The organism is Flavobacterium sp. ov086 (assembly GCF_900187965.1).
Taxonomy (GTDB): Bacteria; Bacteroidota; Bacteroidia; order Flavobacteriales; family Flavobacteriaceae; genus Flavobacterium.
Genome location: NZ_FZNL01000016.1, coordinates 102,801 through 128,947 on the forward strand (window position 1 = coordinate 102,801; position 26,147 = coordinate 128,947).

Consider the following 26,147-nt stretch of genomic DNA (forward strand, 5'->3'; position numbering starts at 1 on the left):
TTGATTCTTAAAAGTAAGTAGATATTTATAAACGTGCAATTTTTTGAGAGAAATGTTTTTTGTTGAAGTATACAAAAACAAAACCTTGCATTTCTACAAGGTTTTGTTTTATTATTATTTAGTTTTAGTCGTGTCTTGTATATTTTGCGTCGTCTATCGCTTTTTCGAGATCTTCAACTTTTTTTGATTCTAATTCGACTTCTATTTTTGCTTGATTTACTTTTTCCTGAGATTTAGCGATTTGCTTTTTTAATGCTTCAATCTTTTTTTGATGATCAGCATCATTGTTATTTTGTGAAGCATTTTCAAGAGTTTTTAATTGGTCTTGTTCTTTTTTCAAATCATCTTCTTTGTCCCAGGCTTTTCTTGCTATTTTTATTAGCTTTTGTTCCTCTCTTGCTAGTTTGGCTTTTGCTTTTTCGACGTGATTTAGAGTAACAATTGGTTTCATGGTTGGTAGTTGAACTAATTGCGGAGCCTTTTCATCTATTCCCATTACAGTTCCATGTAGTAGTACTTGTTGTGATGGATTAAAGCTTTGTGCATTCGCAAAAATTGGCATAATCATTACTGTGAATACAATAAATAGGTTTTTCATATTTTGGTTTTGGTTTTCAAAAATATGCTTAATATTTAAAAATGGATGCTAAAATATCTGATTAATTTTAAGGTTTTTGAGGAGAGATGTAGAAAGTGAAATGTAGATGAAATGTTTTCTATATAATAAACCCGACAGGTTTTTAAAACCTGTCGGGTTTATAGCAACGTTTGCGTGAGGGATAGGAGGAAGCTACCGAAGTAGCACGGATAGCCCGACAGCTTTTAAGAAAAGGCCAATGAACGTAAAGTATAGTAAGGCCTTTTTTTAAATGGTGGCACGCCCAGATAATTATTCTTTTGTTTCAGGTTTCAGGTTTGACGTTACGCTCGAATTTTAAATTTGACACAAAAACAACTAAAACAAAAAACCCGATAGTTTTATAAAAACTATCGGGTTTGAAATATGTATTAAAAATCTAAGATCTACAATCTTAAATCTTAAAATTACTAGTATCTGTAGTATTCTGGTTTGAAAGGACCTTCAACTGGAACACCAATATAAGCAGCCTGATCGTCACGTAAAGTTTCCAATTCAACTCCTAATTTAGCTAAGTGTAAAGCAGCAACTTTTTCATCTAAATGTTTTGGTAACATGTAAACGTCATTGTTGTAAGCAGCACTATTTTTCCATAATTCGATTTGTGCCAAAGTTTGGTTTGTAAATGAGTTACTCATTACAAAACTTGGGTGACCTGTAGCACAACCAAGGTTTACTAAACGACCTTCAGCAAGAATGATGATGTCTTTTCCAGCGATAGTATATTTGTCAACCTGTGGTTTGATTTCGATTTTAGATGCACCGTGGTTTTTGTTTAACCAAGCCATATCAATTTCGTTATCAAAGTGTCCGATGTTACAAACAACAGTTTTGTCTTTCATTTGCTCGAAATGAGATCCTAGAACGATATCTTTATTTCCTGTAGTTGTAATGATGATATCAGCATTAGCAATTACAGTGTTTAATTTTTTAACTTCGTAACCGTCCATTGCAGCTTGTAAAGCACAAATTGGGTCAATTTCAGTAACTGTTACAATAGATCCAGCACCTCTGAAAGAAGCAGCAGTTCCTTTTCCAACATCACCGTATCCACAAACGATAACTCTTTTTCCAGCTAACATTAAGTCAGTTGCACGACGTACAGCATCTACAGCAGATTCTTTACATCCGTATTTGTTATCAAATTTAGATTTAGTAACAGAGTCATTAATGTTGATTGCAGGCATTGGTAAAGTTCCGGCTTTTACTCTTTCGTAAAGTCTGTGAACTCCAGTTGTAGTTTCTTCAGACAATCCTTTAATTCCAGGAACCAATTCTGGGAAACGGTCAATAACCATGTTAGTTAAATCTCCACCATCATCAAGAATCATGTTCAATGGTTTTCTGTCTTCACCAAAGAATAAAGTTTGCTCAATACACCAGTCAAATGATTGCTCATCAAGACCTTTCCAAGCATAAACCTGGATTCCTGCAGCAGCAATAGCAGCAGCAGCCTGATCCTGAGTAGAGAAAATGTTACAAGAAGACCAAGTAACTTCTGCACCAAGAGCGATTAAAGTTTCGATCAAAACTGCAGTTTGGATAGTCATGTGTAAACATCCAGCAATACGAGCACCTGCAAGAGGTTGTTCGTCTTTATATTCAGCGCGAAGTGCCATTAAACCTGGCATTTCAGCTTCAGCTAATTCAATTTCTTTTCTTCCCCAAGCCGCTAGAGAGATGTCTTTTACTTTGAAAGCCACAAAAGGCGTAGTTGTAGTACTCATTTATAGTATATTTGTATATTGTAAAATTTTTGCAAATTTACGGAATAGGTTTTTAATTTTGACTACTTTCTGTAAGATTTGTGAAATGTTTAATTTCTTAATCTTTTGAACTTTAGCTAAATAATTTTGTTGTCAAAAGCTAATCATGAAAGTGAGGAGCTATTTCCTGCTGTCCGCTATATCTTTTCCTGTCCGCCGCGGAGGACAGAAAAAGGATGCCTCCCGATAGTTCGGGACCATCAGAGCTAGAAAGACCAGACGTTAAATTAGAAGCTCCATTTTCAAATCAGGAAAATAATTCATAACTTAAAACTCATAATTCATAATTAAAAAAGAATGCCTTTATTTCAAACCATACAATTCAATGAAACTACCAAAATCTTAGTTTGGCAAATAACCGAATCTTTTGAGGAGTTATTGAGCAAAGTAGTTTTAAAAGAAAAAACGCAGCTTCGTCTAGACGGCATGAAGTCACAAATGCATCAACGTGCTTTTTTGAGCGTTCGTATGTTAATACAGGAAATGGGTTTTACAGATCACGAATTGCATTATGATGAGTTTGGGAAACCGTATTTTGATTGTCATAATTATATTTCAATCACACATTCGCATGATTTTGCAGCGATAATAATCAGCGACGAAACAGTTGGAATAGATATGGAATTGCAACGCGAAAAAATTCTTAGAATCGCTGATAAGTTTGTCGATACCGAAAACAGTTATTTATCCCGAAACTCAACAACTCAAAACATTGCCGATTATATTAGAGAGCTTACTGTAATCTGGGGTGCAAAAGAAGCCATATTTAAAATTAGAAATGAAAAAGGAATCAGTTTTAAAGATCATATTAGCATTGACGCTTTTTCATTAGATAAAAATCAGACCGAAGCCAGTCTTCATTTTAATGATTTGGTAATAGAATTTAATGTGCACTATGAAGAAATAAAATCAAGTACTTCAGGACAGGATTTTACTTTGGTTTATGCTTTTGAGAAGTGATTTTTTAGTCTCAGTTTCCATAGTCAGTTTTCAGAGAAGCTTCCGCTATCTTTTGTCGATGTTCAAACATGCTCACAAACAAGAAAGTTCCCATTTTTCGGGCACGTCTTTTTAATGTTTCTACATTTTCGCCTTCAAAATGTTCGTCTAAAGTCTGAGCCCAATAGTTCAGCCATATCCCAAATACAACCGAAGTAATTGAGTTTTCAAAATGTGCGTCGACTTCATTGTGCACCGCATGCGGATTGCCTTTGTATTTTTTAACGGCAAACAAATTAGTTTCCCAAAAATCAGTCAGCTTTTCCAGATGCGAATCCCAGTCTTTAATCATTGTATTAAAATAAAAACCAATTTCTTCATCGGCTCTTATTTTAGCATAGAACTGATGTACTAAAAATTCGACATCAGTTCTATTTTCTATTTGTTTTCTCATAATATAAAACTATTCAGAAATATAAGTAAAACACTTAATAGTGCACTTAAAATAATAAGGTTAAAAACCACTTTATGTTTCATTTGCGCTAAAATAGAAGTGTTGGCAAAAACACAAGCCAAAACAATAATTGCCAATTGAATCATTTGTCCAATAGAGGTTCCGTGAGAAAGAATATACATTGCAGCTGCGCCACCTAAGCAGCTTTGACCAATTACAGCCATTGCAGCAGAACCCATATAATTTTTATTGAAATTTTCGAATGTTGTTTGATATAGTGTCATGATATTGAGATTTTTATACTACAAAGGTACATGCGCTATACAGCTCTATTTTATGATTTTAATCATAAAACAAGAACTATTTTATCGGTATACTTTCCTGTTTATGATCTTCAAAACACCTTTTTTTTCCAAAGCTTTTATGGTTCTAATTACTGTTTCGACTCGCAAGCCGGTTAAATCTCCAATTTGCTGTCTTGTAAAACTGATGAGGTAGCCGTTTTCGTCTTTTTTAAAATTAAAATAGGCAATTCCGTGATCGATTAATTTCAAAACACGATGTTCCGGTTCCTGTGTAGACATTTCGGCTGCCATAACCGATTTATAATACAAGCGTTGTGCTAGATTTTCGATGATTTTGATACTAATTGCAGCGTTTTCTTCCAGTAATTTCATAAAACTGCTTTTAGGAAGAAGCAGAACTTCTGCATCTTCAACCGCAATGGCGTTAGCAGGATATTTTTGATTTAAAAACAAAGGCGGTTCTCCAAAAGACTGTTCTTTGTAAAAGATTCCTTGAATAAATTCGCGGGCATCGTCATTATAATTGCTCATTTTTACTTCACCGTAAACAATTTGATAATAATGTGTTGGCAGATTTCCCTCTTCAAAAATAATTTCGTTTTTAGCGAAAAATTTCTTCAGAGCGCCATATTTCTCCAATAAATCAATTGCAATCATAATTTTGTTTCTTGGTTATCAAAAGAGATTACACAAATATAATTATTCAAAATAGTTCTTCTACATTAAAAATCTTTTACTTTTACGCCGATTATGCAGCAAAAATTACGCAATATACACCAGCAGATTTTAGAGGCTAAAAGAAATGGGCAAAAATTATTGGCTATACTTTTAGATCCGGATAAAATTGTCTGGGGAAATTTAGACCATTTATTACAGAAGATAAATCAATCTCCTGCAACACATATTTTTGTGGGAGGAAGTATTGTTGAATCAACGATCTTGGAAGATTTAATTGCACAATTAAAACAAAACACCAATTTGCCCGTTGTGATATTCCCGGGAAATCCGTCGCAGATTTCACCTCAGGCCGATGCTATTTTGTTCTTGTCTTTATTGTCTGGTCGCAATCCGGATTATTTAATAGAGTATCAGGTTCAGGCAGCACCAATTCTTAAAAAAACGAATCTCGAAGTTATTTCTACAGGTTATATTTTAATCGAAAGTGGCAATGAAACTGCCGTTGCAAGGGTTAGTAAAACAAAACCGCTTAATCGAGAAGATTTTGATTTGGCTTTGGCAACTGCACAAGCCGGCGAAATGTTAGGAAATAAATTAATCTATCTCGAGGCTGGAAGCGGAGCAAAGAATGCCGTTCCGCTGGAAATGATACAGTTAATTGCTCAAAATATTAATATTCCTATAATTGTTGGAGGAGGAATTGTAGATTTGCACGGAATTCAAAATGCGTACAATGCCGGTGCTGATTTAGTAGTTATAGGAACTGCTTTTGAAAACAATAGTCATTTTTTTGAATCGTAATACAACAACCAAAACAAACCCAAAATGATTGATTTTTTTCTCGATAGTTATAAAAACGCACCATTATGGCATATTGCTTTAGAATTTTTGGTTTTTGTTTGCGGAATATTGAGCGTTTGGTTTGCTAAAAAAGAAAATATTTGGGTATATCCTACAGGTTTAATCGCCACAGTAATATCCGTTTATCTACTATATGTCGCGGGATATATTGGGGATATGATTATCAATGGGTATTTCTCGATTATGAGTATTTATGGCTGGTATGTTTGGGGAAAAGGCGGAACAACAGAGGATAATTTACCAATTACCCGCACGAATTTTAATGAAAAAATAATTGGAATCGTACTATTTATTGTTACTGTTTTTGTAGTTTTCGGAATTTATAAATTTTTTGATTACGAGATAAAAAAAGACAATTATATTGATATGATTTCGTCTGGAATATTTTTTGCAGGAATGTGGTATATGGCCAGAAAAAAAATCGAAAACTGGACACTTTGGATTATAGGTGATATTATTGTCGTGCCACTTTATGCTTATCGAGGCTTAGGGATGTTGTCACTTCAATATTTAATTTTTACAATTTTGGCTATTTCAGCTTATTTAGAATGGAGAAAGATCTTAGACAGCAAAAAACAGCTATCATAAAAATTGCTTTATTTGGTCCTGAAAGTACAGGAAAAACCACATTGGCAAAACAACTTGCAGAATACTATGAAACCGAATGGGTTCCGGAATTTGCACGTGATTATTTACAAGAAAAATGGGAAGAGAATCAGCATATTTGTGTAGCTGATGATATGATGCCTATTGCATACGGACAAGTTGCATTAGAAAATGAAAAGCTTACTACAGCAAACAAATATTTGTTTTGCGATACTAATTTAATGGTTACTAAGGTTTTTTCTGAAATGTATTATGGTTTCTCAGATCCGTTATTACATGAAGCGGCCTTAGAGCATGAATACGATTTGTTTTTCCTTACAGATATTGATGTTCCTTGGGAAAAGGACGATATTAGAGATACTCCGGATGGTAGAGAAAGTGTGTTTTCGGTTTTTAAACAAACACTTATTAATACTAAAAAACCTTTTATAACACTTTCCGGAGATAAAGAATGTCGATTGGTAAAAGCTACAGCTATTATCAATGATTTAACTATGGCTAAAGAGCGTAATTTCACATCAGACGATTTCATTCAGATTTATGAGCATGGAATTCCGTTCCAGAATATAATCAAACAATTTAAGATTTTAAAGAAAGGAATTTTAAAAAGTAGTTTGATAAGTCCGGCAACTATTGGTAACGGAATTGTAGAATTATTAAATGTGGATTTTGAAGAAAAAGCAGCTTTTTTTGACAGCCAGAGAGAGCATTTAAAATTAAATAAATTTGTTCCGGCTTCTGGTGCAGCAACAAGAATGTTTAAGTTTTTGAAATCATTTTTGAATGATTTCGAAGTTGAAAAAGAAACAATAAATGCTTATATCAACAGAAAAAAAGACAAAGAATTGCCAATTTTTATTGTTGCAATGGAGAAGTTTCCGTTTTTTGAAGCTATAGATAAGAAGCTAAAAGAGATTTATTCTGATTTTGAAACTTTAGATAGAAATTATAAAAACTATTATTTTATAAAATTATTAATGTCTTCGGACTATTTTAATTTTGCTAATAAACCAAAAGCAGTTTTACCTTTTCATAAATACAATACACATATTGCAAACCCAATAGAGGAACATTTGAATGAGTGTGTGCATTATGCAACATCAAATCAAGTTTCTCACTTGCATTTTACTGTTTCTGAAATACATCAAAATTTATTTGAAGAAGCTGTAGAATTGGTTAAAGATAAGGTAGAAGAACATTCAGAAACTAAAATTGATATTAGTTATTCTTATCAAAATAAAGCAACTGATTCTATTACTATTGATTCAAAAAATAAACTTTTCAGAGATCAAAATGGAGATCTGGTTTTTAGACCGGGAGGGCATGGAGCATTGATTGAAAATTTGGGTAATCTTGATTCAGATGTTATTTTTATAAAGAATATTGACAATGTGATTCAAAATCATATTGAAGAAACTACATTATACAAGAAGGCTTTAGCCGGAATTTTAATAGAAAATCAACAAAGAGTATTTAATTATTTAAAAGCGATTGATAAGCAGGAAATAAAAGAAGATTCTTTAGTTGAAATTGTTAAGTTTTTGACCAAAAAGTTAAATATCGAAATTACAGAAGATTTTAATAAGTTTACTTTCGAAAACAAAATTGATAAAATTAAAGAATTGCTGGATAGGCCAATTCGCGTTTGCGGAATGGTTAAAAATGAAGGAGAACCTGGCGGAGGCCCATTCTGGGTGATGAATGATCATGGCGTAGTAAGTCTTCAAATTGTAGAGAGCTCTCAAGTTGATATAGAAAGTAAAAAGCAACAAAAAGTTTTAGCTGAAGCTACACATTTCAATCCGGTAGATTTAGTTTGCGGGATTAGGAATTATAAAAACCAAAAGTTTGATTTACTACAATTTGTAGATCAAAATGCAGGTTTTATCGTAGAGAAAAATGTAGACGGCAAAACAGTAAAAAGCTACGAACTGCCAGGATTATGGAATGGTGCAATGGCAAACTGGCTGACTGTCTTTGTGGCCGTGCCATTGATTACTTTTAATCCCGTAAAAACTGTAAATGATTTATTAAAACCAGCACACCAGCCACAATAATGGATATAGATAAAATTATATCAGAGTTAAGTTTTAAGGCTGTTAGAAGTAGTGGTGCCGGTGGACAAAACGTGAATAAAGTTTCGTCAAAGGTAGTTTTGACTTTTGATTTAAATACTTCTCAGGCTTTATCTGATGAGGAAAAATTACTTTTGTACACTAATATTGCATCACGATTAACAACTGAAAACATTCTGATTTTAAATTGTGACGAAGACAGAAGTCAGCTTAAAAACAAAGAAATTGTTATAAAAAGATTCCTTGAAATCATCAAAAAGGGATTGTTTGTCCCTAAAATTCGTAAAGCTACTAAGATTCCGAAATCGGTAATTAAAAAACGAATTAAGGATAAAAAGAATATTTCTGAAATAAAGCAATCCCGCAGAAAACCAAACCTAGATTAAAATCTTAATTCCGAATAAAATCCAATTTATAGTTTTTGAATTTAATCTCAATCTGTAATTTTTGGAATTTGGAATTTGATTTTTGGAATTTTTAACTTTACATTTGCATTGTCTCAAAGGGGTGCTCTAAATAACGAGCTGAGATCATACCCAAAGAACCTGAGCAAGTAATGTTGCTAAGGGAAAAAACGACAAATTTAGTGTATACACTATACTTTGTTGTGAAACATTTACTAATTTAACAAAAAGAATAATTCCCCCTTTTATTCGTAATTTTTTACGGATGAAAACTATTTTAAAAGGTGCTTTTATAGGTGCTGAGGTTCAAAGGTACAAAAGTACAAAGGCGAAAAAACACAAAACGTTTTTCCTAATTCTATTCTCTTTCTTCTATTCTCTTTCTTCCATTTCACAAGAGCAGGATTCTACTAAGGTCAATAAACTTGATGATGTGTTGGTTTCAGCAGTTCGTGTTACTACCAAAACGCCTGTAAGTTTTAGCAATATGGATAAAAAAGACATTAAATATAGAAATCTGGGTCAGGATATTCCAATTTTAATGAACTATTTGCCATCAGTTGTAACGACTTCGGATGCGGGAAATGGTTTTGGTTATACCGGAATCAGAGTGCGTGGTAGTGATGCAACAAGAGTAAATGTGACTATAAACGGAATTCCATATAACGACGCTGAAAGTCAAGGAACTTTTTGGGTGAATATGCCGGATTTTGCTTCTTCTGTAGAGAGTTTACAATTACAGCGCGGTGTTGGAACTTCTACAAATGGTGCCGCTGCTTTTGGAGCAAGTTTGAACATGCTAACAGATAATTATGCTTCTAAACCAACTGGAGAAATATCGAGTTCCTACGGAAGTTTTAATTCAAACAAAAATACAGTAAAATTCAGCACAGGTTTATTAAATGATCATTTTGAATTAGCGGGACGTTTGTCTACCCTTAAATCTGATGGTTATATAGATCGTGCAAGTTCTGATCTAAAATCATATTTTCTTCAGGGAACTTATATCGGAAAAACAACCTTGATTAAAGCATTGGTTTTTGGAGGAACAGAAAAAACATACCAATCCTGGAACGGAATTGACGCTGAGACATTAAATTCAGATCGTACTTATAATTCGGCAGGGAAGTATAAAGACGAGGCAGGAAATGTTCATTTCTATAATAACGAAACTGATAATTACCAACAAGATCATTATCAATTGCATTGGAATGAGTCTTTTTCAGATAAATGGAGTACGAACTTAGCTTTACATTATACAAAAGGAAAAGGTTATTACGAAAATTACAAGTATAATGAGCCAGTTGAAGGATATGGACCAATTAAGCCAACTAAAATGGTAGAGAATGACTTGGGAGAATTAGTTCCGGGAACTGATCTAATTCGTCAGAAATGGTTGGACAATGATTTTTACGGAACAACTTTTTCTGTGAAATATAAAGACGAAAAATTTGATGCGATCCTTGGCGGAGGATGGAATAAATATGAAGGAGACCATTATGGTAAAGTAATTTGGGCAAGATATTCTGACCAGTCTGAATTGGGAGATCATTATTATGATGATTTCTCAACCAAAACTGATGGTAATGTTTTTGCGAAAGCAAACTATCAATTCACTGAAAAACTGAGTTTCTATGGTGATTTACAATATCGAAATGTAAAATATAAAGCTAATAGCGCAGAAACGGGTGTGGTTGATGATAATTTTAATTTCTTTAATCCGAAAGCAGGTTTAAACTACGAGATCAATCAAAAAAGTACCTTATACTTTTCGTACGCAAGAGCGAATCGTGAACCAAACAGAACAGATTACGAAGGCGGACATGCAAAACCGGAGAAGTTAAATGATTTTGAATTAGGCTGGAGATTCAATTCTGAGAAATTTCAATTGACTTCAAACGTGTATTATATGGGATACAGAGATCAATTGATTTTAACAGGAAGACTTGATGATGTTGGATCTCCAATACGTGCCAATACTGAAAAAAGTTATAGATTAGGATTAGAAGTTGATGCTACAATAAAGCTTTCAAAAAAATTTATTCTAAGACCTAATTTTACTTTAAGCAGTAATAAAAATGTTGATTTAGCAGTAGAAGGTCAGTATTACGGAACAACAAATATTGCGTATTCACCATCGGTTATTGCCGGAAACATTATTGTTTACAGCCCAATTGAAAGTTTACATCTTTCTTTGTTGCAAAAATATGTTGGAGAACAATATATGAATAATATTGAATTGCCTGCCGCAAAACTAGCAGACTATTTTGTAAATGATTTGAATGTTTCTTATGAAATTAAGCCGAAATCAATCTTTAAATCAATTATGATTACTGGTTTAGTAAATAATATTCTGGACAAAAAGTATGTTTCAAACGGATATATGTGGGATGTTTACCCATATTATTATCCTCAGGCGGGAATTAATTTCCTTGCCGGATTGACTTTGAAATTCTAGAGGATTTCTGGAAAATAAAAAAGCCTGAAGATTTTAAATTTTCAGGCTTTTTTTTGTTTAGTTGTAAACGCGAATTACAGTTCCTATAACTTCAACACGATATTGTTTCAGTGGATATTCTTTGCCGCCAAGTCCGGTAAATAAACTGTAAGACGATTTATCACAAGAACAAACGGCATTTATACCATCTATTGTCATAGCGGTACATGCTGTTATGGCTTGATTTGGACAAGCAGCATCAAATGCATTATAGCCGCTTCCGGCATTAAAAATAATAACACCTTTTGCTCCATAGTTAGGAATGATGACAGCATTGCTCGGAAATTTAAGATTTGAATAAGCCGGCAGATTCATATCTACAGACAAATTAATAGAATAACTAGGGATATTAGGATTTTTATTGCTTTTGTTATTATCGCTACAAGAGAAAAGTACAGAAACAAATACGATTATGAGCCAGATTTTTTTCATTATTTTAATAAGAATTAGTGAAACAAAAATAAATTATTTAGGTTTGAAATTTATATGATTAACATATAATTATGTACTATTAAAAATAATAGTATATTTGTAATACAAAATCCCGTCCCGATGGGATTTTTTGTATTTATATAAACGATGAAGTTATGAGTAAAGTATCTTATTATACCGCAGAAGGATTAAAAAAGTTGAAAGATGAGTTGGAGCATTTAAAAAGTGTAATGCGTCCTAAGGCATCTCAAGATATAGCAGAAGCAAGAGATAAAGGTGATTTATCTGAAAACGCCGAATATGATGCAGCAAAAGAAGCGCAAGGTTTGTTAGAAATGAGAATTAATAAACTGGAAGAAGTGTATTCTAATGCGAGATTAATTGATGAATCACAATTAGATGTTTCAAAAGCATTGGTGCTTTCTAATGTAAAAATTAAGAATCAAAGCAACGGAATGGAAATGAAATATACACTTGTTGCCGAAAGTGAAGCTGACTTGAAAACTGGAAAAATCTCAGTAACTTCTCCTATTGGAAAAGGCTTACTTGGAAAATCAGTTGGTGAAGTTGCAGAAATCACAGTGCCAAACGGAGTTTTGAAATTCGAAATATTAGAAATCACAAGAGACTAAGTTTTTTAATGTTTAACCGTTTATTTGTTTAATCGGTTAAGAAACTAAACGATTCACCAAATTAACGATTACACAATGAGCATATTTACCAAAATAGTAAACGGAGAAATTCCTTCTTATAAAATTGCTGAAGACGATAATTATTTGGCTTTTTTAGACGTAAATCCAAATGCTAAAGGACACACACTTTGTATTCCAAAACAAGAAATCAATAAGATTTTTGATATGGAAGATGAATTGTATTTAGGGTTAATGAAGTTTTCTAAGAAAATTGCAATTGCTTTAGAGAAAACAGTTTCTTGCAAAAGAGTAGGAATGGCAGTTGTTGGATTAGAAGTTCCTCATGCACACGTTCATTTGATTCCGTTAAACGAAATGGATGAAATGCGTTTTCATAATAAAGTATCGCTTTCTAAAGAAGAATTTGAGGCTTTGGCGAAAAGTATTCAGGCGAATTTGTAAAGCCTATTGTCAGACTGAGCGAAGTCGAAGTCCGACTCCGATTGAACATAAAAGGGTTTCGACTTCGCTCAACCTGACAAAAAATGTTCACTAATAAAATAAGTAAAGTGCAGTAAAGAGATTTACTGCACTTTTTTATTTAGAGAAATCTGAAATGTAGTTCCTCTGCCAATTTCAGAATGTAAAACTTTTATTTTTCCACGGTGATATTCTTCCACTATTCTTTTGGTTAAAGAAAGTCCTAATCCCCAGCCACGTTTTTTGGTTGTGAAGCCGGGCTCAAAAATTGTTTTGAACTGGTTTTTAGAAATTCCGGTTCCGGAATCTTTTACATTAATTTTTACATGATGTACATCCTGCTCAATCTGAAGATCCAGAGTTCCTTTTCCTTTCATGGCATCAATGGCATTTTTTACTAAATTTTCAATTGTCCAACTGTGTAAAATTGGGTTTATCATGGCGAAAATTGGTTCTTCGGGTGCATGATAAGAGAAAGCAACCTGCTTAGAGAAACGAGATTGTAAATACTTATAAGTATTCAGGGTTTCGATAATAATATCATGTTCTTCTAAAACAGGAACAGATCCAATTTTAGAAAAACGATCGGTAATTGTTTGTAATCGCTCAATATCTTTTTCTATTTCAGATGTTATTGAAGGATCAATTTCTTCGGTTTTTAAAATCTCGACCCAGCCAATTAAGGAAGATAATGGTGTACCAATTTGGTGTGCAGTTTCTTTTGCCATTCCTGCCCACAGTTTGTTTTGAGTCGCCATCTTAGTACTTCTGTAGAAGTTGTAAATCAAAGCGCCAAACAAAAAGATAATAAGCAGTAAAGCAATCGGGTAATATTTGAGTTTATTCAATAATGCCGAATTTCCATAATAGACTTGTTGAACTCTACCGGGGGCAAATTCAATAATAATAGGTTCGTTTTCGCTTTTTAAATTTTTTAGATACTTCATTGATTTGTTCTCGTCAGCCAGTATTTCTTCGGGAACATTTACAGAACTGATCACTTTATCATACATCGTTAGCATTACAGGTACAGATGTATTATTGTTGAGAATGTCCAGCGGAAGATCTAAATCTGTATTTTCATCTGCATTAACCAATGTCTTTTGAGCATTAGCCCAAAGATTCATTTTAAGACGTTCCTCATTTTTGAAAATTTGAAAAAAGGTATAGGTATTCCAGAGAATCAAAGAAATGATTAGAAAGGAAATAGAAACAATAATCCAGCGGGTTGTATTTCTTCTTTCGGAAAAAGACATAAATTATTTTTTGAGGTATAAATATAACGAAATAAACACATTTAATATTTTATGAGTGCCTAAAGATTTTTTTTGTTTTTAAGCCCGAAAGTATTTCTTTGGCAGAAACCATTTCTCTACTTTTGTACTTTCCGAAACGAGATTCGGTTAAACCAAAAAAGTATGATTAGTATCGATCCAAAAGAGATACCAACAGCTAAATTGCATGGTTATTTGCAAAGTGCTGTCGGACCAAGACCAATTGCATTTGCAAGTACAATTAGTGCAAAAGGGATTCCGAATTTATCACCTTTTAGCTTCTTTAATGTATTTAGTGCCAATCCGCCAATTTTGGTTTTTTCGCCGGCACGAAGAGTGCGAGACAATACTGTAAAACACACTTTAATTAATGTTGAAGCAACGCGTGAAGTAGTAATAAATGTTGTAAATTATGATTTGGTACAGCAAACTTCATTAGCAAGTACAGAATATGCTGAAGGAATAAATGAATTTATAAAAGCCGGATTAACGCAAATTCCGTCAGATTTAGTAAAGCCGTATCGTGTAAAAGAATCTCCGGTGCAGTTTGAATGTAAGGTTACGCAGATTATTCCATTAGGAACTGAAGGTGGAGCAGGAAATTTGGTATTATGTGAAGTTGTAAAAATGCATATTCACGAAGCTATTTTAGATGAAAACGGAGCAATCGATCAGCATAAAATTGACTTGGTTTCAAGATTGGGAAGCAATTGGTATTCAAGGTCAAATCAAGGACTTTTTGAAGTTCCAAAACCATTGACTACTCTGGGAGTTGGTGTAGATGCGATTCCGAATTATATCAGGGAAAGTTCCGTATTTGACGGAAATGATCTTGGAAAATTAGGTAACATTGAAGCCTTGCCTACAACGGAAGAAGTTAGTATATTTGTGAAAGAAAATTTTTCTGTAAAAGGAGTTCTAAGCTCAGACGATCAGGAAAAAATACACTTAGAAGCCAAAAAATACCTGAATAAAGATGATATTTCATCGGCTTGGAAAGTGCTTTTAGCTAAGAAATAAGAAAAGAAACAATAATTAATATAGAAGAAGATGGAAGTTACAGGAAAAGTAAAAGTGGTTAACCCAGAGCAACAAGTTAGTGCTGCATTCAAAAAAAGAGAGTTGGTTGTTACCACAGATGAGCAGTATCCACAGCATATTTTGATCGAATTTACACAAGATAAATGCGATTTATTAAGTAGCTACAAACAAGGAGAGGCAGTAAAAGTTTCTATCAATTTAAGAGGAAGAGAATGGGTTAATCCACAAGGAGAAACCAGATATTTCAATAGTATTCAAGGTTGGAGAATCGAAAGATTAGCACCAGAAGGTCCTGCACAAACGCCACCAATGCCAACAGCAGAAACTTTTGCTCCGGCAACTAATTTAAACGAAGACGAACCGGACGATTTACCTTTCTAAGAGTTTAAATTCCAAAAAATAAATTCCAAATTCCAATTCATTTTCATGCAGTTGGAATTTGGAATTTTGTTTTTGAAGACACTTGATCAAAGATTCTTTGATCAAGCATTTGGAATTTGGAATTTGAGTATTGGAATTTCATTTATAATTGGAATTTAAAAAATTGATTATTTTATAAAGATGTATTACGTACGTGAAGAACTATTTTTTCCTCCCGTTTCAGAAGCTGATGAAGAAGGAATTCTGGCAGTTGGCGGTGATTTAAATCCGGAGCGATTGAAATTGGCTTACAAAAGCGGAGTATTTCCTTGGTTTAATGAAGGGGAACCGATCCTTTGGTGGGCACCAGATCCAAGAATGGTTTTGTTTTTGGATGAGTTGATTGTGTCTAAAAGTATGAGAAACATATTAAACCGGAATCAGTTTAAGGTGACTTTAAATAAAAGCTTTAAAGAAGTGATTTCGAATTGCCAAAAAATAAAACGCGATGGTCAAAATGGAACATGGATTTCAAATGAAATGATCGATGCGTATTGCAAATTAAATGAAGAAGGAATTGCAAAATCTATTGAGGTTTGGCAAGATGATGTTTTAGTAGGAGGGTTGTATGGTATTGATTTAGGACATGTTTTTTGTGGAGAAAGTATGTTTTCGAAAGTGTCAAATGCCTCAAAAGTTGCTTTTATTGCTTTGGTCAATTATTTAGAGAAAGAAAATTACAAGCTTTTGGATTGTCAGGTTTACAACCCGCATTTAGAGAGTCTGGGTTGTCGCGAAATTGATCGTGAAGAATTTATGTTTATTTTAGAAAATAAGTAGTAATGAGCACAATTTATACTGTAAAAGAGATTTATATATATCCGATAAAAAGTTTAGCCGGAATTAGTTGTCAGAATGCTTTCGCTGAAGAAATGGGATTCGAGCACGATCGCAGATGGATGCTGGTTGATGCTGAAAATCAATTTATAACACAAAGAGAATATCCTATTCTAAGTCAGTTTTATCCGCAAATTTCAGATGGAAAAATTAGCATTACTTTTCAGGATCAAAAGCATGAATTTTCTACAGCCGAACATTTAGAAAATCCAATAGAGGTGAATGTTTGGGACGATAAAAGCGAAGTTGTTGAGGTAAATTCTGCCACTTCAAAATGGTTTAGTGACCGTTTAGGCTTTCAATGTAAATTGATGAAAATCATTAAAAGTGGAGATCGTAAACACGAGAGTTCAAGATTAAAAGAAACCTTCAATGTTAGTCTTGCTGACGGATATCCATATTTAATGATTGGAACAAAAAGTTTGGATTTTTTAAATGAAAAACTAGATGATAAAATCACTGTTTTGAGATTTCGTCCTAATATTGTGATAAGCAGTGAAATTCCTCATGAAGAAGATGATTTTGATACTTTTAAGATTGGAGAAGTTGATTTTAAAAACGTAAAACCTTGCGGAAGATGTATTATGGTAAATAATGATCCGCAGAAAGGTATCGTAAAAAAAGAACCTTTAAAAACGTTGAGCAAATACAGAAATTTTAATAATTCTGTTTTATTCGGAACCAATATAGTAAGTTTAAACAGCGGAATTATTAAGGTTGGAGATGAACTGGTATTCTAGAAATTCAATTTTGTAAAGTTCCAGTTTAAAGTATTAAAGAGAACCAATTCGTTTTTTAAAGTTGGTAGTTCTAAAACTAACTTTAGAGTTTCATGTGCCATCATAGTACCAATAATTCCGGGTAAAGTTCCTAAAACGCCATTCAAATTACAATTCGGGACATCTTTAGGATCTGGCATTTCTGGAAATAAATCACGTAAAGTTTTACTTCCATTGTGGTTAAAAACAGCGATTTGTCCTTCAAATTTTAGAATACTTCCGTAAACCAAAGGCTTTTGTAATGCAACACAGGTATCATTAACCAAATAACGTGTAGTAAAATTGTCTGAGCCATCAACAATAATGTCATATTTATCAATAATTTGGCTTGCGTTTTCGGCTGTCAATTTTTCATTTATGGTTTCAACTTCAATTAATGGATTTAGTTTTAAAACTACTTCTTTAGCAACAAGTGCTTTACTTTTTCCAATTTCATTTTCGGTATATAAAATTTGTCTGTGCAGGTTGTGAATCTCAATAGTATCAAAATCCATTATGCCAATAAAACCAACACCAGCAGTCGAAATATATTGTAAAATTGGACATCCTAAACCTCCGGCGCCAATAATTAAAACTCTTGCTTTTTTGAGTTTTTCCTGACCTTCATCACCAATTTCCGGTAATATAGTTTGTCTGTTGTAACGTAAAAATTCTTGTATAATACTCATTTAATTTAAGTCTTAAAGTTTGAAAGTCGAAGGTCTTAAAGTCTATATTGAAAGTCAGAATTGAAATAAAAGCATCTTACCTTTCAACTTTAAGACTTTCGACTTTATGACTGTATATTTTGTCCCAATCTTTCCAAACGGGTTCGTAACCGGAATTGGTTATTATTTGTGCTATTTCTTCTGCAGAACGTTCGTCGCTAATTTCAAATTGTTCCAATGATTGCGGATCAACAACATAGCCACCTGGATTTGTTTTTGAACCTGCGCTCATACTTGTAACTCCAATCGGAATAATATTATTTCTGAATTTTTCATTTTCACGTGTCGAAATTGAAATTTCTAAATCTTCATTCCACAAACGATATGCACAAATAAGCTGTGTTAAATCCTTATCATCCATAATAAAATTCGGCTCAATAATTCCTTCTGCAGGGCGTAATCTCGGGAACGAAACGGAATATTTAGTCTGCCAATATTTCTTTTGAAGATAATCCAGATGCAAAGCATTAAAAAAGCTATCCGTTCGCCAATCTTCCAAACCTAATAAAACACCTAAACCAATTTTATGAATTCCTGCAGTTCCAATTCGGTCAGGAGTTTCCAGTCTGTAATCGAAGTTTGATTTCTTGCCTTTTGTATGGTATTTTTTATAGACTTCCTGATGATACGTTTCCTGATATACTAAAACCGAATAAACTCCGGCATCGTGCAAACGCTCATAATCTTCGGTAGAAAGTGGTTGAACTTCAACAGAAATAATAGAAAATTGTTCTCGGATTAAAGCAATTGCATTCAGGAAATAATTAATATTTACCGTATAATTTGCTTCGCCGGTTACCAATAAAACATGATCGAAACCGGTATTTTTCAGAGCTTCGACTTCAAGTTTAATTTCAGCATCAGAAAGTGTTTTTCGTTTGATTTTATTATCTAAACTAAAACCGCAATAGGTACAAATGTTCTGGCATTCATTGCTTAAATAGAGTGGGGCATACATTTGTATTGTTTTCCCGAAACGTTTTTTGGTGATTTCATGACATTGCTGCGCCATTTGCTCTAAGTAGTTTTGGGCAGCAGGAGAAATCAAAACTAAAAAATCATCGAGATTGCGTTTGGTTTTTGCCAAAGCATGCTCGACTTCTTTAGAAGTAGTCTGGTATATTTTCGATTGTATGGTATCCCAATCGTAGTTTTCAAATACAGATTTGAATGTTTTCATTGTGTTGTGTGTTTTTATTTCACGCAGATTTTTGGAGATTTAAGCAGATTAAAAATGATCTTAATTTTTTTTATAAATATGCTTATCTGTTTACTTTATTTTATTGACAATTCGTTTTATATCATCTAGTATATTTAGAGTGTTGAAATTTACAAGTAGGCCTAACTTTTTATTTGTGAGCCTTAAATAAGTAGAAAGTTGCTTGTAATGTATTGGAGCTAAATCTTCAACAGATTTTAATTCAATTATTACTTTGTCTTCTACTAAAAGATCAATTCTAAAAGCAGGATCCAGTATGATTTCTTCATAAGGAATTATAATTTCGATTTGTTTTTGAACTTCTAAATTGGCTTTTGTTAATTCATAGAACAAAGCACTTTCATAAACGGATTCAAATAACCCAGGTCCCAAATTATTATATACTTTAAAAATAGCTCCTCTTGCTACATATGATATTTCATTTTCAGTCATAATTCTTTAATTTAAGTTCGAATCAAAATTAAAGAATTTTCTTTCTTTTTTAAGACAGGTAAATAATTAAATCATTTTTAATCTGCTTAAATCTGCAAAAATCTGCGTGAAATAATTTTAGTCATATAAAAATGAGGTCAAGGGACTAGAAGCAATAGCATAATTGTGTTGATTTGCGACTTTAGCCTCAAAAGCTTTTCGACCTGCGATTACAGCTTCTCTAAAAGCTTCGGCCATTAATTTTGGGTTTCCGGCAACGGCAATTGCAGTATTCACCAAAACAGCATCAGCACCAATTTCCATTGCTTTTGCAGCGTCGGAAGGAGCGCCAATTCCAGCATCTACAATAACAGGAACAGTACTTTGTTCGATAATAATCTCTAAGAAATCGATAGTTTTTAAACCTTTATTGCTGCCAATTGGAGAACCTAAAGGCATAACGGCTGTTGTTCCTGCATTTTCTAAATGTTTACACAAAACGGGATCTGCATGAATGTAAGGCAATACAAAAAAGCCAAGCTTAGCCAATTCTTCGGTTGCTTTTAAAGTTTCGATTGGATCTGGCATTAGGTATTTTGGATCTGGATGAATTTCTAGTTTTATCCAATTTGTTTCTAATGCTTCACGTGCTAATTGAGCGGCAAAAACAGCTTCTTTTGCATTTCTAGCGCCCGAAGTATTTGGTAATAAATTGATGTTTGGATGTTTTAAATGCGATAAAATAGCATCAGTTTCTGTTTCGAGATCGATACGTTTTAAGGCGACAGTAACTAATTCACTTTCTGAAGCCAGAATAGCTTCTTCCATTTCAAGGTTTGAACCAAATTTTCCCGTTCCTAAAAACAAACGAGATTTAAAGGTTTTATCACCAATGTTAAACAATGACGTTTGCATATAATTTTTCGTTGAGTTGTTGAATTAATTTTTCTTTCTGATCACTTTTAGTAATCATTCCGGAAACTGCGATTCCGTGAATTCCAGTTTCCATTAATTGATTTATATCTTCTAAAGTGATTCCGCCAATGGCATAAACAGGAATTTTGAGATTGTTTTGTCTCATTTTTTCGAAGATTTCAAAGTATCCTGATAATCCTAAAATAGGACTTAGTTTTTCTTTGGTTTTTGTAAATTGAAACGGACCAAGACCAATATAATCACAGCCATTTTTAAAGTGATTTTCAATGTCTTCAAAGGTATTGGCTGTTCCGCCAATGATTTTTGTGTTTCCCAGAATTGCTCTTGCTTCCGCAATATTCATGTCGGTTAAACCCAAATGCACGCCATCAGCAGCAATTTGTTGTGCCAGATAAAGATTATCGTTCACAATGAAATTGGCGAGATATTCTTCGCATAAAAACTTTACAGCTTCAGCTAATGCAAAAGTATCTTTGGCAGTTTGATTTTTGAAACGCATTTGTATCCAATCACATCCGGCGTCCAGAGCCTGATGAATATTATACAATTGTTCTTCGATGGTTTTTCCTTGTGAGATGTATTGTAATTTATTGTACATGATGATATCCGATTAAATTTGGTGTTGAACTCAGGTATTTTTCTATGTAGGTTTTAGCATTTTTACAAGCCTCTTTTGGAGTTTGATTCAATGCCAGATTTGCGGCGATTGCTGTTGATAAAACACAGCCTGAACCATGTTTTTCATAGCATTTTTTTTCTGTGGGTAATAAATCTATAATTTCATTTGCAAGGAATAATCTATCAGTACCAATTTCATCTAAATTATGACCTCCTTTTAATAAAATATTAGTTGGGATTTCATTTAGTAACCAAAGTTTATCAGAAATAAAGCCTGGAAATAAAACCTCAATTTCATTATAATTGGGTGTAATTAAATCTATTTTTGATAGAATTTTATTTAAGTCTAAACGATCTTCGATAGTTGTGAATTCAAATTCGGTGGTTGATTTTAAGACCGGATCCCAAACAATTTGGGTAGTTGGAGATAGTAATTTAATCGTCGAAAGAATTCGGTTTAAGTAATGTAAAGAAGGAACAATCCCGATTTTAACGCTTTTGATTTTATAGTTTTCAAATAACGTTTCAATAGAGCGAATTACAAAACTCAAACTCGTCCATTCAATATCATAGAACTTATTTTCAGTTTGAATAGTGTTGGCTGTTGAAACTGCAAAGCCCACAACCTGATGCTGTTCAAATGTTTTGATGTCTGCCAAAACACCAGCTCCGCCAGTTGGATCAAAACCGGCTATACTGAGAACGAAAGGGCGATTTTCTGACATAATTTGAATTGTTTTATTGGGTTTTCATTGTTCCAGATACTTCCTAAAAGAGCTATGTCATCAAAGTCGTTCTCAAGAGTTTTTTGAATGTTCTCGGAATTAATTCCGCCTAAAGCGACCACTTTTGTGTTGTTATTTGTTCTTGATTTTAAGGCTTCAAAAAGGTTTTCTGTCGGATGATAACCTTCCTTGGAAATACTTGTAAAAACAGGACTCAGAAAGGCATAATCAAATTCAGTCGATAATGAATTGAAATCTTCAATTGAATGTGTTGATGTTGAATACCTACAAGGTTTTGAAAATCTTGCAGGAGACTCATGAGAATTTTTTCTTGCCTTTTCAGAGAAATGAATCCTGTTAATACCAAAATCTTCTGCCAATTGATGATGACTATGTAAAACCAAATTAGTTCTAAATTCCATTTTTATTTGATGAAGAAATCGAGCCATTTCAACCTCAGAAAAATCAGGTTTCCGAATATGAAGCAAAGACAATCCTTCCTCAAATAAAGAAGCAATAATGCTGATTTCATTAGCAATTGAAGAAGGATTTGTAATTACGATCATAATTTTTTCTCTTTATTCTTTCTTCTATTTCTTCTCTTAAATATAAATCTCTTTTCCTTGCTCGATAAACTCTTCTGATTTTTCCTGCATACCTTTTTCGGCTGCTGCGACATCGCGAATTTCCTGAGATATTTTCATTGAACAGAATTTCGGTCCGCACATCGAACAGAAATGAGCAACTTTTGCACCATCGGCAGGAAGGGTTTCATCGTGAAATTCTCTTGCAGTGTCCGGATCCAATGATAAATTGAACTGATCTTCCCAACGGAATTCAAAACGTGCTTTACTCAAGGCATTATCACGATATTGCGCACCTGGATGACCTTTGGCTAAATCAGCAGCATGAGCCGATATTTTATAAGTGATCACACCATCTTTAACGTCTTTCTTATTAGGTAAACCAAGGTGTTCTTTTGGTGTTACATAACATAACATTGCGCAGCCATACCAGCCAATCATTGCGGCTCCAATTGCCGATGTGATATGGTCATAACCCGGTGCAATATCTGTTGTTAATGGTCCAAGTGTGTAAAAAGGAGCTTCACTGCAATGTTCTAATTGTTTGTCCATATTCTCTTTAATCATGTGCATTGGCACGTGACCTGGACCTTCTATGAAAACTTGCACATCGTGTTTCCATGCAATTTTAGTCAGTTCGCCTAAAGTTTCAAGTTCTGCAAATTGAGCAGCATCGTTTGCGTCGGCAATAGAACCCGGACGTAAACCGTCGCCTAATGAAAACGCAACATCATATTGTTTCATGATTTCGCAGATTTCTTCGAAATGAGTGTATAAAAAGTTTTCTTTGTGATGGAATAAACACCATTTTGCCATAATTGATCCGCCGCGAGAAACGATTCCCGTAACACGATCAGCCGTTAAATGAATGTATCGCAGTAAAACTCCCGCGTGAATCGTGAAATAAGAAACTCCTTGTTCTGCTTGTTCGATAAGTGTGTCACGGAAAACTTCCCAGGTTAAATCTTCGGCGATTCCTTTTACTTTTTCTAAGGCTTGATAAATAGGAACTGTACCAATTGGAACCGGTGAATTACGAATGATCCATTCTCTGGTTTCGTGAATATTTTTTCCAGTAGACAAATCCATTATTGTGTCAGCGCCCCAGCGGCAAGCCCAAACAGCTTTTTCAACTTCTTCTTCAATACTTGAAGTTACAGCGCTGTTTCCGATATTAGCATTTATTTTTACCAAAAAATTACGTCCTACAATCATAGGTTCACTTTCGGGATGGTTGATGTTGTTCGGAATTATGGCTCTTCCGCAAGCTACTTCGCTTCGGACAAATTCAGGTGTTATTTTGCTTTTTGGAGTGTTTGCCCCAAAACTATGTCCGGCATGTTGGCATTGCATTGCTTTGGTTTGTTCGTTCAAAAGCTCGATGCGTTGGTTTTCGCGGATAGCGATATATTCCATTTCGGGAGTTATAATGCCTTGTTTTGCGTAATATAATTGTGTTACGTTGGCACCTTTTTTTGCTCTTTTTGGCTGATGCAAATATTCGAATCTAAGATGGTTTAGACTTTCGTCTTTTAGACGGGTTTGTCCGTAATCAGAAGAGATTTCGTTTAGGATTTCGACATCATTTCGGTCTAGAATCCAATTTTCGCGCAAGCGGGGTAATCCTTTTCTAATGTCGATTTCAATGTTTGGATCAGTGTAAGCACCAGATGTATCGTAAATAGTTATTGGTGGGTTTTTCTCGATTCCACCATTTGAAAGTTTGGTATCGCTTAGAATAACTTCGCGCATAGCGACTTTTATCGGGTGAATTTCTCCGTTTACATATACTTTTTTGGAGTTAGGAAAAGGGGTTCTGGAAATTTGTTCTTCTGTAGTCATAAAAGGAAGTTTAAAGTTTTTCTTGTTTCAAGTTTCAGGTTGATGTAGATTGTGTTTTTATATGCTGTTTTCTGTAGAGACGTACAGCAACTTGTTTAAGGGGTGCATGTTAATTGGAATTTGGATTTTAATTTTTGAAATTTATTCTTTCTGCCAGCGATAGAAGTGAAAAGCCCGTAAAGGAGAAAACCGTAAAAAATAAGGATTAGAAAAGCGACCAACGGAAGCTTTACTAAGACTATATTTTTGTGGTTTACGACTGCGGACTTGAAACGGATAGCCCGCCCGAGCAGCCAAATTATCCTCCTTGTGTTGCTGAGATTATTAGAATTTCGTCGGTTTCTTGTACAAAATGCTGATTCCAGTTGGGTTTTGGAATTACGGTATTGTTTACGGCAACGGCAATTCCGTTTTGTTTGTTGGGAATTTCGAGATCGAGCAATGCCTGAACGCTAAGTGTTACAGCATTGAATTTCTTGCTTTGTTGGTTGATTTTTAGTTCCATTCCTTCTTAGTTTAGTATGTAGTTATACTTTAGGAATGGCTACAATTGCGCATAAAAATGCGCGCAGAAGTCATCTTACTTTTCCCTACGCTAGTATGAACTAGATCAGGTTCAGAGGGTAAAATCTCAGCCTACAAGTTTGTAGACACCCCTAAAGTGTGAAGCAAATGTAATAAATTTTTGTTTGGTTGTTTAAAAAAGTTTCAAGTTTCAGGTTTCACGTTGTTTTTGAAAACTGAAAACTGAGACTGATTACTGAGCTCTTGTCCAGCAATTTTCGGCGTGATCATTGACCATTCCAGTGGCTTGCATGTGTGCGTAAATTACGGTGGAACCAACAAATTTGAATCCTCTTTTTTTTAAATCTTTACTTATTTCATCAGAAAGTGGAGTAGTGGCAGGTACGTCTTTTGAGGTTTTTGGATTATTAATGATCGGTTTTCCGTTGGTAAACTTCCAGATATAATCAGAAAAACTTCCAAATTCATTTTGAATTTTAATAAAAGCCTGAGCATTTGATACCGCAGACTTTATTTTTAGTTTGTTGCGAATGATTCCGGTATTCTGCAATAGTTCTTCTATTTTATCTTCGGAATAATTGGCAATTTTTTTATAATCAAAATAATCAAAAGCTGCTCTGAAATTTTCTCTTTTATTTAAAATTGTAATCCAGCTTAATCCTGCCTGAAAAGTTTCCAGAATTAAAAATTCGAATAAAGTTGGGTCGTCATAAACGGGAACGCCCCATTCTTCGTCATGATATTTTTTGTATAAATCGCTGGCAGTGCACCAGCCACATCTTATTAGATTTTCGTTTTCCATTATTTTCCTATTTGCCAATGATATCCTTTTATGGTTGGAATGTAAGCAGAATGACCAATTATAATCAGGTCATTGTAGATTTTTTTATTGTATTTGATTCCGATTGCTTGTCCTGAAGTGTACATTTTATTGGCGACAAACTTAACTTTCATTCGGGCATCGGTAAATTTTGCGTCGGAAACTTTTTCTACAAACCAGGTTGAGTGCCATTTTATGTCAATTTCATCTTCGGCAGTTTTGGTAACACTTTTTACAAGTTTTACTGCTTCTTCGGGAATTTCGAAATTTTGAGTTAATTCTTTTTGTGTTAAGGTTTGTCCAACTTTGCTTCTGGAAAGTATTTTGCGAATGTTGACAAAGTTTATTAATTCGGTATTATCGTCTTTTTTTATTTCTGCGGTATTATTTTTTGCATCTTTTTTTAAAGTATCAGTTTTCAAAAGAATTGTATCTTTTATACCAGTGTTATTTTGATTATTGATCTTTGGATTTGCAGCAATTACTTTTGTAAGAATTTCTTTGTTAGTTGAAGCGGTTTCAGAAACTGGATTTAAAGTATTAACAGACTGTACTCTTTTTGGTTGTTTTTTTTCGTTGTTACCGCAGCTAAAAAAGCAATATGTTATAGAAAGAAGTATAATTATACTAGTTTTTTTCATTG

Annotated in this window: 30 protein-coding genes and 1 riboswitch; of the genes, 12 read left to right on the plus strand and 18 right to left on the minus strand. The window is 33.7% G+C overall.

Annotation, left to right across the window (positions count from 1 at the left end; translation table 11 throughout):
* Positions 1–124: 124 nt before the first annotated feature.
* Both CHB81_RS17170 and ahcY read right to left on the minus strand, forming a co-directional pair.
* Complete coding sequence (locus CHB81_RS17170) at positions 125–598, minus strand: hypothetical protein (protein WP_089353072.1); 474 nt, start codon at positions 596–598, stop codon at positions 125–127.
* A gap of 449 nt (positions 599–1,047) precedes the next feature.
* The gene (ahcY, locus tag CHB81_RS17175) at positions 1,048–2,364 is read right to left on the minus strand and encodes an adenosylhomocysteinase (protein ID WP_041516432.1); all 1,317 of its coding nucleotides are present in this window, start codon (positions 2,362–2,364) and stop codon (positions 1,048–1,050) included.
* Between the two features lie 336 nt (positions 2,365–2,700).
* Between ahcY and CHB81_RS17180 the strand changes: the two genes are divergently transcribed.
* Positions 2,701–3,363: a 4'-phosphopantetheinyl transferase superfamily protein gene (locus CHB81_RS17180; protein ID WP_089353073.1), complete on the plus strand. Its 663-nt coding sequence runs from the start codon at positions 2,701–2,703 to the stop codon at positions 3,361–3,363.
* Positions 3,364–3,373: 10 nt separating this feature from the next.
* On the opposite strand, the gene CHB81_RS17185 is transcribed toward CHB81_RS17180, so the two are convergent.
* The 3 genes from CHB81_RS17185 to CHB81_RS17195 all read right to left on the minus strand — a co-directional run bounded on the left by CHB81_RS17185 (position 3,374) and on the right by CHB81_RS17195 (position 4,758).
* A complete protein-coding gene (locus CHB81_RS17185; protein ID WP_089353074.1) occupies positions 3,374–3,796 on the minus strand; it encodes a group III truncated hemoglobin in 423 nt (140 codons plus the stop codon).
* Positions 3,793–4,080, minus strand: coding sequence for a hypothetical protein (locus CHB81_RS17190; protein WP_089353075.1), 288 nt, complete (start codon positions 4,078–4,080; stop codon positions 3,793–3,795). Before CHB81_RS17190 ends, CHB81_RS17185 begins: the two co-directional genes overlap by 4 nt.
* Positions 4,081–4,161: 81 nt before the next feature.
* Positions 4,162–4,758 carry a Crp/Fnr family transcriptional regulator gene (locus tag CHB81_RS17195; protein ID WP_089353076.1) on the minus strand — a complete coding sequence of 199 codons (597 nt, stop codon included), beginning with the start codon at positions 4,756–4,758 and terminating at the stop codon, positions 4,162–4,164.
* A 93-nt stretch (positions 4,759–4,851) separates the two neighbouring features.
* Between CHB81_RS17195 and CHB81_RS17200 the strand changes: the two genes are divergently transcribed.
* The 5 genes from CHB81_RS17200 (at position 4,852) to CHB81_RS17220 (ending at position 11,183) form a co-directional block, all read left to right on the plus strand.
* Entirely contained in the window at positions 4,852–5,580 is a 729-nt protein-coding gene (locus CHB81_RS17200; RefSeq protein ID WP_089353077.1) for a geranylgeranylglyceryl/heptaprenylglyceryl phosphate synthase, read from the plus strand.
* 24 nt (positions 5,581–5,604) lie between these two features.
* Positions 5,605–6,228 (plus strand): nicotinamide riboside transporter PnuC, encoded by a 624-nt coding sequence (gene pnuC / locus CHB81_RS17205; RefSeq protein ID WP_089353078.1) that lies wholly within the window; start codon positions 5,605–5,607, stop codon positions 6,226–6,228.
* Positions 6,189–8,303: a DUF4301 family protein gene (locus CHB81_RS17210; protein ID WP_089353079.1), complete on the plus strand. Its 2,115-nt coding sequence runs from the start codon at positions 6,189–6,191 to the stop codon at positions 8,301–8,303. Before pnuC ends, CHB81_RS17210 begins: the two co-directional genes overlap by 40 nt.
* Positions 8,303–8,707, plus strand: a complete 405-nt coding sequence (arfB, locus tag CHB81_RS17215; protein ID WP_089353080.1) for an alternative ribosome rescue aminoacyl-tRNA hydrolase ArfB — start codon at positions 8,303–8,305, stop codon at positions 8,705–8,707. Before CHB81_RS17210 ends, arfB begins: the two co-directional genes overlap by 1 nt.
* Before the next feature lie 283 nt (positions 8,708–8,990).
* Positions 8,991–11,183, plus strand: coding sequence for a TonB-dependent receptor (locus CHB81_RS17220; RefSeq protein WP_089353081.1), 2,193 nt, complete (start codon positions 8,991–8,993; stop codon positions 11,181–11,183).
* Between the two features lie 57 nt (positions 11,184–11,240).
* Here the strand turns inward: CHB81_RS17220 and CHB81_RS17225 are convergent, their stop codons facing one another.
* Positions 11,241–11,654: a hypothetical protein gene (locus tag CHB81_RS17225; protein ID WP_089353082.1), complete on the minus strand. Its 414-nt coding sequence runs from the start codon at positions 11,652–11,654 to the stop codon at positions 11,241–11,243.
* Positions 11,655–11,809: 155 nt separating this feature from the next.
* Here CHB81_RS17225 and greA point away from each other — a divergent pair, with 155 nt between their 5' ends.
* Entirely contained in the window at positions 11,810–12,286 is a 477-nt protein-coding gene (gene greA / locus CHB81_RS17230) for a transcription elongation factor GreA (RefSeq protein WP_089353083.1), read from the plus strand.
* 75 nt (positions 12,287–12,361) lie between these two features.
* Positions 12,362–12,748, plus strand: coding sequence for an HIT family protein (locus CHB81_RS17235; protein WP_089353084.1), 387 nt, complete (start codon positions 12,362–12,364; stop codon positions 12,746–12,748).
* A gap of 122 nt (positions 12,749–12,870) precedes the next feature.
* Here the strand turns inward: CHB81_RS17235 and CHB81_RS17240 are convergent, their stop codons facing one another.
* Complete coding sequence (locus tag CHB81_RS17240; protein WP_089353085.1) at positions 12,871–14,022, minus strand: PAS domain-containing sensor histidine kinase; 1,152 nt, start codon at positions 14,020–14,022, stop codon at positions 12,871–12,873.
* A gap of 162 nt (positions 14,023–14,184) precedes the next feature.
* On the opposite strand from CHB81_RS17240, the gene CHB81_RS17245 reads away from it, so the two are divergent.
* From CHB81_RS17245 to CHB81_RS17260, 4 genes are all read left to right on the plus strand, one after another.
* Positions 14,185–15,060 (plus strand): flavin reductase family protein, encoded by an 876-nt coding sequence (locus CHB81_RS17245; protein WP_089353086.1) that lies wholly within the window; start codon positions 14,185–14,187, stop codon positions 15,058–15,060.
* Positions 15,061–15,090: 30 nt separating this feature from the next.
* A complete protein-coding gene (locus CHB81_RS17250; protein WP_089353087.1) occupies positions 15,091–15,462 on the plus strand; it encodes a DUF3127 domain-containing protein in 372 nt (123 codons plus the stop codon).
* A 180-nt stretch (positions 15,463–15,642) separates the two neighbouring features.
* Entirely contained in the window at positions 15,643–16,281 is a 639-nt protein-coding gene (gene aat, locus CHB81_RS17255; RefSeq protein WP_089353088.1) for a leucyl/phenylalanyl-tRNA--protein transferase, read from the plus strand.
* A 2-nt stretch (positions 16,282–16,283) separates the two neighbouring features.
* Positions 16,284–17,078, plus strand: coding sequence for an MOSC domain-containing protein (locus CHB81_RS17260; protein ID WP_089353089.1), 795 nt, complete (start codon positions 16,284–16,286; stop codon positions 17,076–17,078).
* On the opposite strand, the gene CHB81_RS17265 is transcribed toward CHB81_RS17260, so the two are convergent.
* The 11 genes from CHB81_RS17265 to CHB81_RS17315 form a co-directional block, all read right to left on the minus strand.
* Positions 17,075–17,785 (minus strand): HesA/MoeB/ThiF family protein, encoded by a 711-nt coding sequence (locus CHB81_RS17265; protein WP_089353090.1) that lies wholly within the window; start codon positions 17,783–17,785, stop codon positions 17,075–17,077. The two genes, CHB81_RS17260 and CHB81_RS17265, sit on opposite strands and share 4 nt — an antisense overlap.
* 76 nt (positions 17,786–17,861) lie before the next feature.
* On the minus strand, positions 17,862–19,004 hold the full coding sequence (thiH, locus tag CHB81_RS17270; protein WP_089353091.1) for a 2-iminoacetate synthase ThiH: 1,143 nt from the start codon (positions 19,002–19,004) through the stop codon (positions 17,862–17,864).
* A gap of 90 nt (positions 19,005–19,094) precedes the next feature.
* Positions 19,095–19,475: a GxxExxY protein gene (locus CHB81_RS17275; RefSeq protein WP_089353092.1), complete on the minus strand. Its 381-nt coding sequence runs from the start codon at positions 19,473–19,475 to the stop codon at positions 19,095–19,097.
* A 117-nt stretch (positions 19,476–19,592) separates the two neighbouring features.
* Positions 19,593–20,369 (minus strand): thiazole synthase, encoded by a 777-nt coding sequence (locus tag CHB81_RS17280; RefSeq protein WP_089353093.1) that lies wholly within the window; start codon positions 20,367–20,369, stop codon positions 19,593–19,595.
* On the minus strand, positions 20,350–20,988 hold the full coding sequence (locus CHB81_RS17285) for a thiamine phosphate synthase (RefSeq protein ID WP_089353094.1): 639 nt from the start codon (positions 20,986–20,988) through the stop codon (positions 20,350–20,352). The genes CHB81_RS17280 and CHB81_RS17285 overlap by 20 nt, the downstream gene beginning before the upstream one ends.
* Positions 20,978–21,733 carry a hydroxymethylpyrimidine/phosphomethylpyrimidine kinase gene (locus CHB81_RS17290; protein WP_089353095.1) on the minus strand — a complete coding sequence of 252 codons (756 nt, stop codon included), beginning with the start codon at positions 21,731–21,733 and terminating at the stop codon, positions 20,978–20,980. Before CHB81_RS17290 ends, CHB81_RS17285 begins: the two co-directional genes overlap by 11 nt.
* Positions 21,700–22,299, minus strand: coding sequence for a thiamine phosphate synthase (locus CHB81_RS17295; protein WP_089353096.1), 600 nt, complete (start codon positions 22,297–22,299; stop codon positions 21,700–21,702). Before CHB81_RS17295 ends, CHB81_RS17290 begins: the two co-directional genes overlap by 34 nt.
* A gap of 36 nt (positions 22,300–22,335) precedes the next feature.
* Complete coding sequence (gene thiC / locus CHB81_RS17300) at positions 22,336–24,159, minus strand: phosphomethylpyrimidine synthase ThiC (RefSeq protein WP_089353097.1); 1,824 nt, start codon at positions 24,157–24,159, stop codon at positions 22,336–22,338.
* A gap of 298 nt (positions 24,160–24,457) precedes the next feature.
* Entirely contained in the window at positions 24,458–24,664 is a 207-nt protein-coding gene (gene thiS, locus CHB81_RS17305) for a sulfur carrier protein ThiS (protein WP_089353098.1), read from the minus strand.
* Between the two features lie 65 nt (positions 24,665–24,729).
* A riboswitch (TPP riboswitch) is annotated at positions 24,730–24,827 on the minus strand.
* Positions 24,828–24,916: 89 nt separating this feature from the next.
* Positions 24,917–25,486, minus strand: coding sequence for a DNA-3-methyladenine glycosylase I (locus CHB81_RS17310; RefSeq protein ID WP_089353099.1), 570 nt, complete (start codon positions 25,484–25,486; stop codon positions 24,917–24,919).
* On the minus strand, positions 25,486–26,145 hold the full coding sequence (locus CHB81_RS17315; RefSeq protein ID WP_089353100.1) for a hypothetical protein: 660 nt from the start codon (positions 26,143–26,145) through the stop codon (positions 25,486–25,488). Before CHB81_RS17315 ends, CHB81_RS17310 begins: the two co-directional genes overlap by 1 nt.
* Between the last annotated feature and the right edge of the window lie 2 nt (positions 26,146–26,147).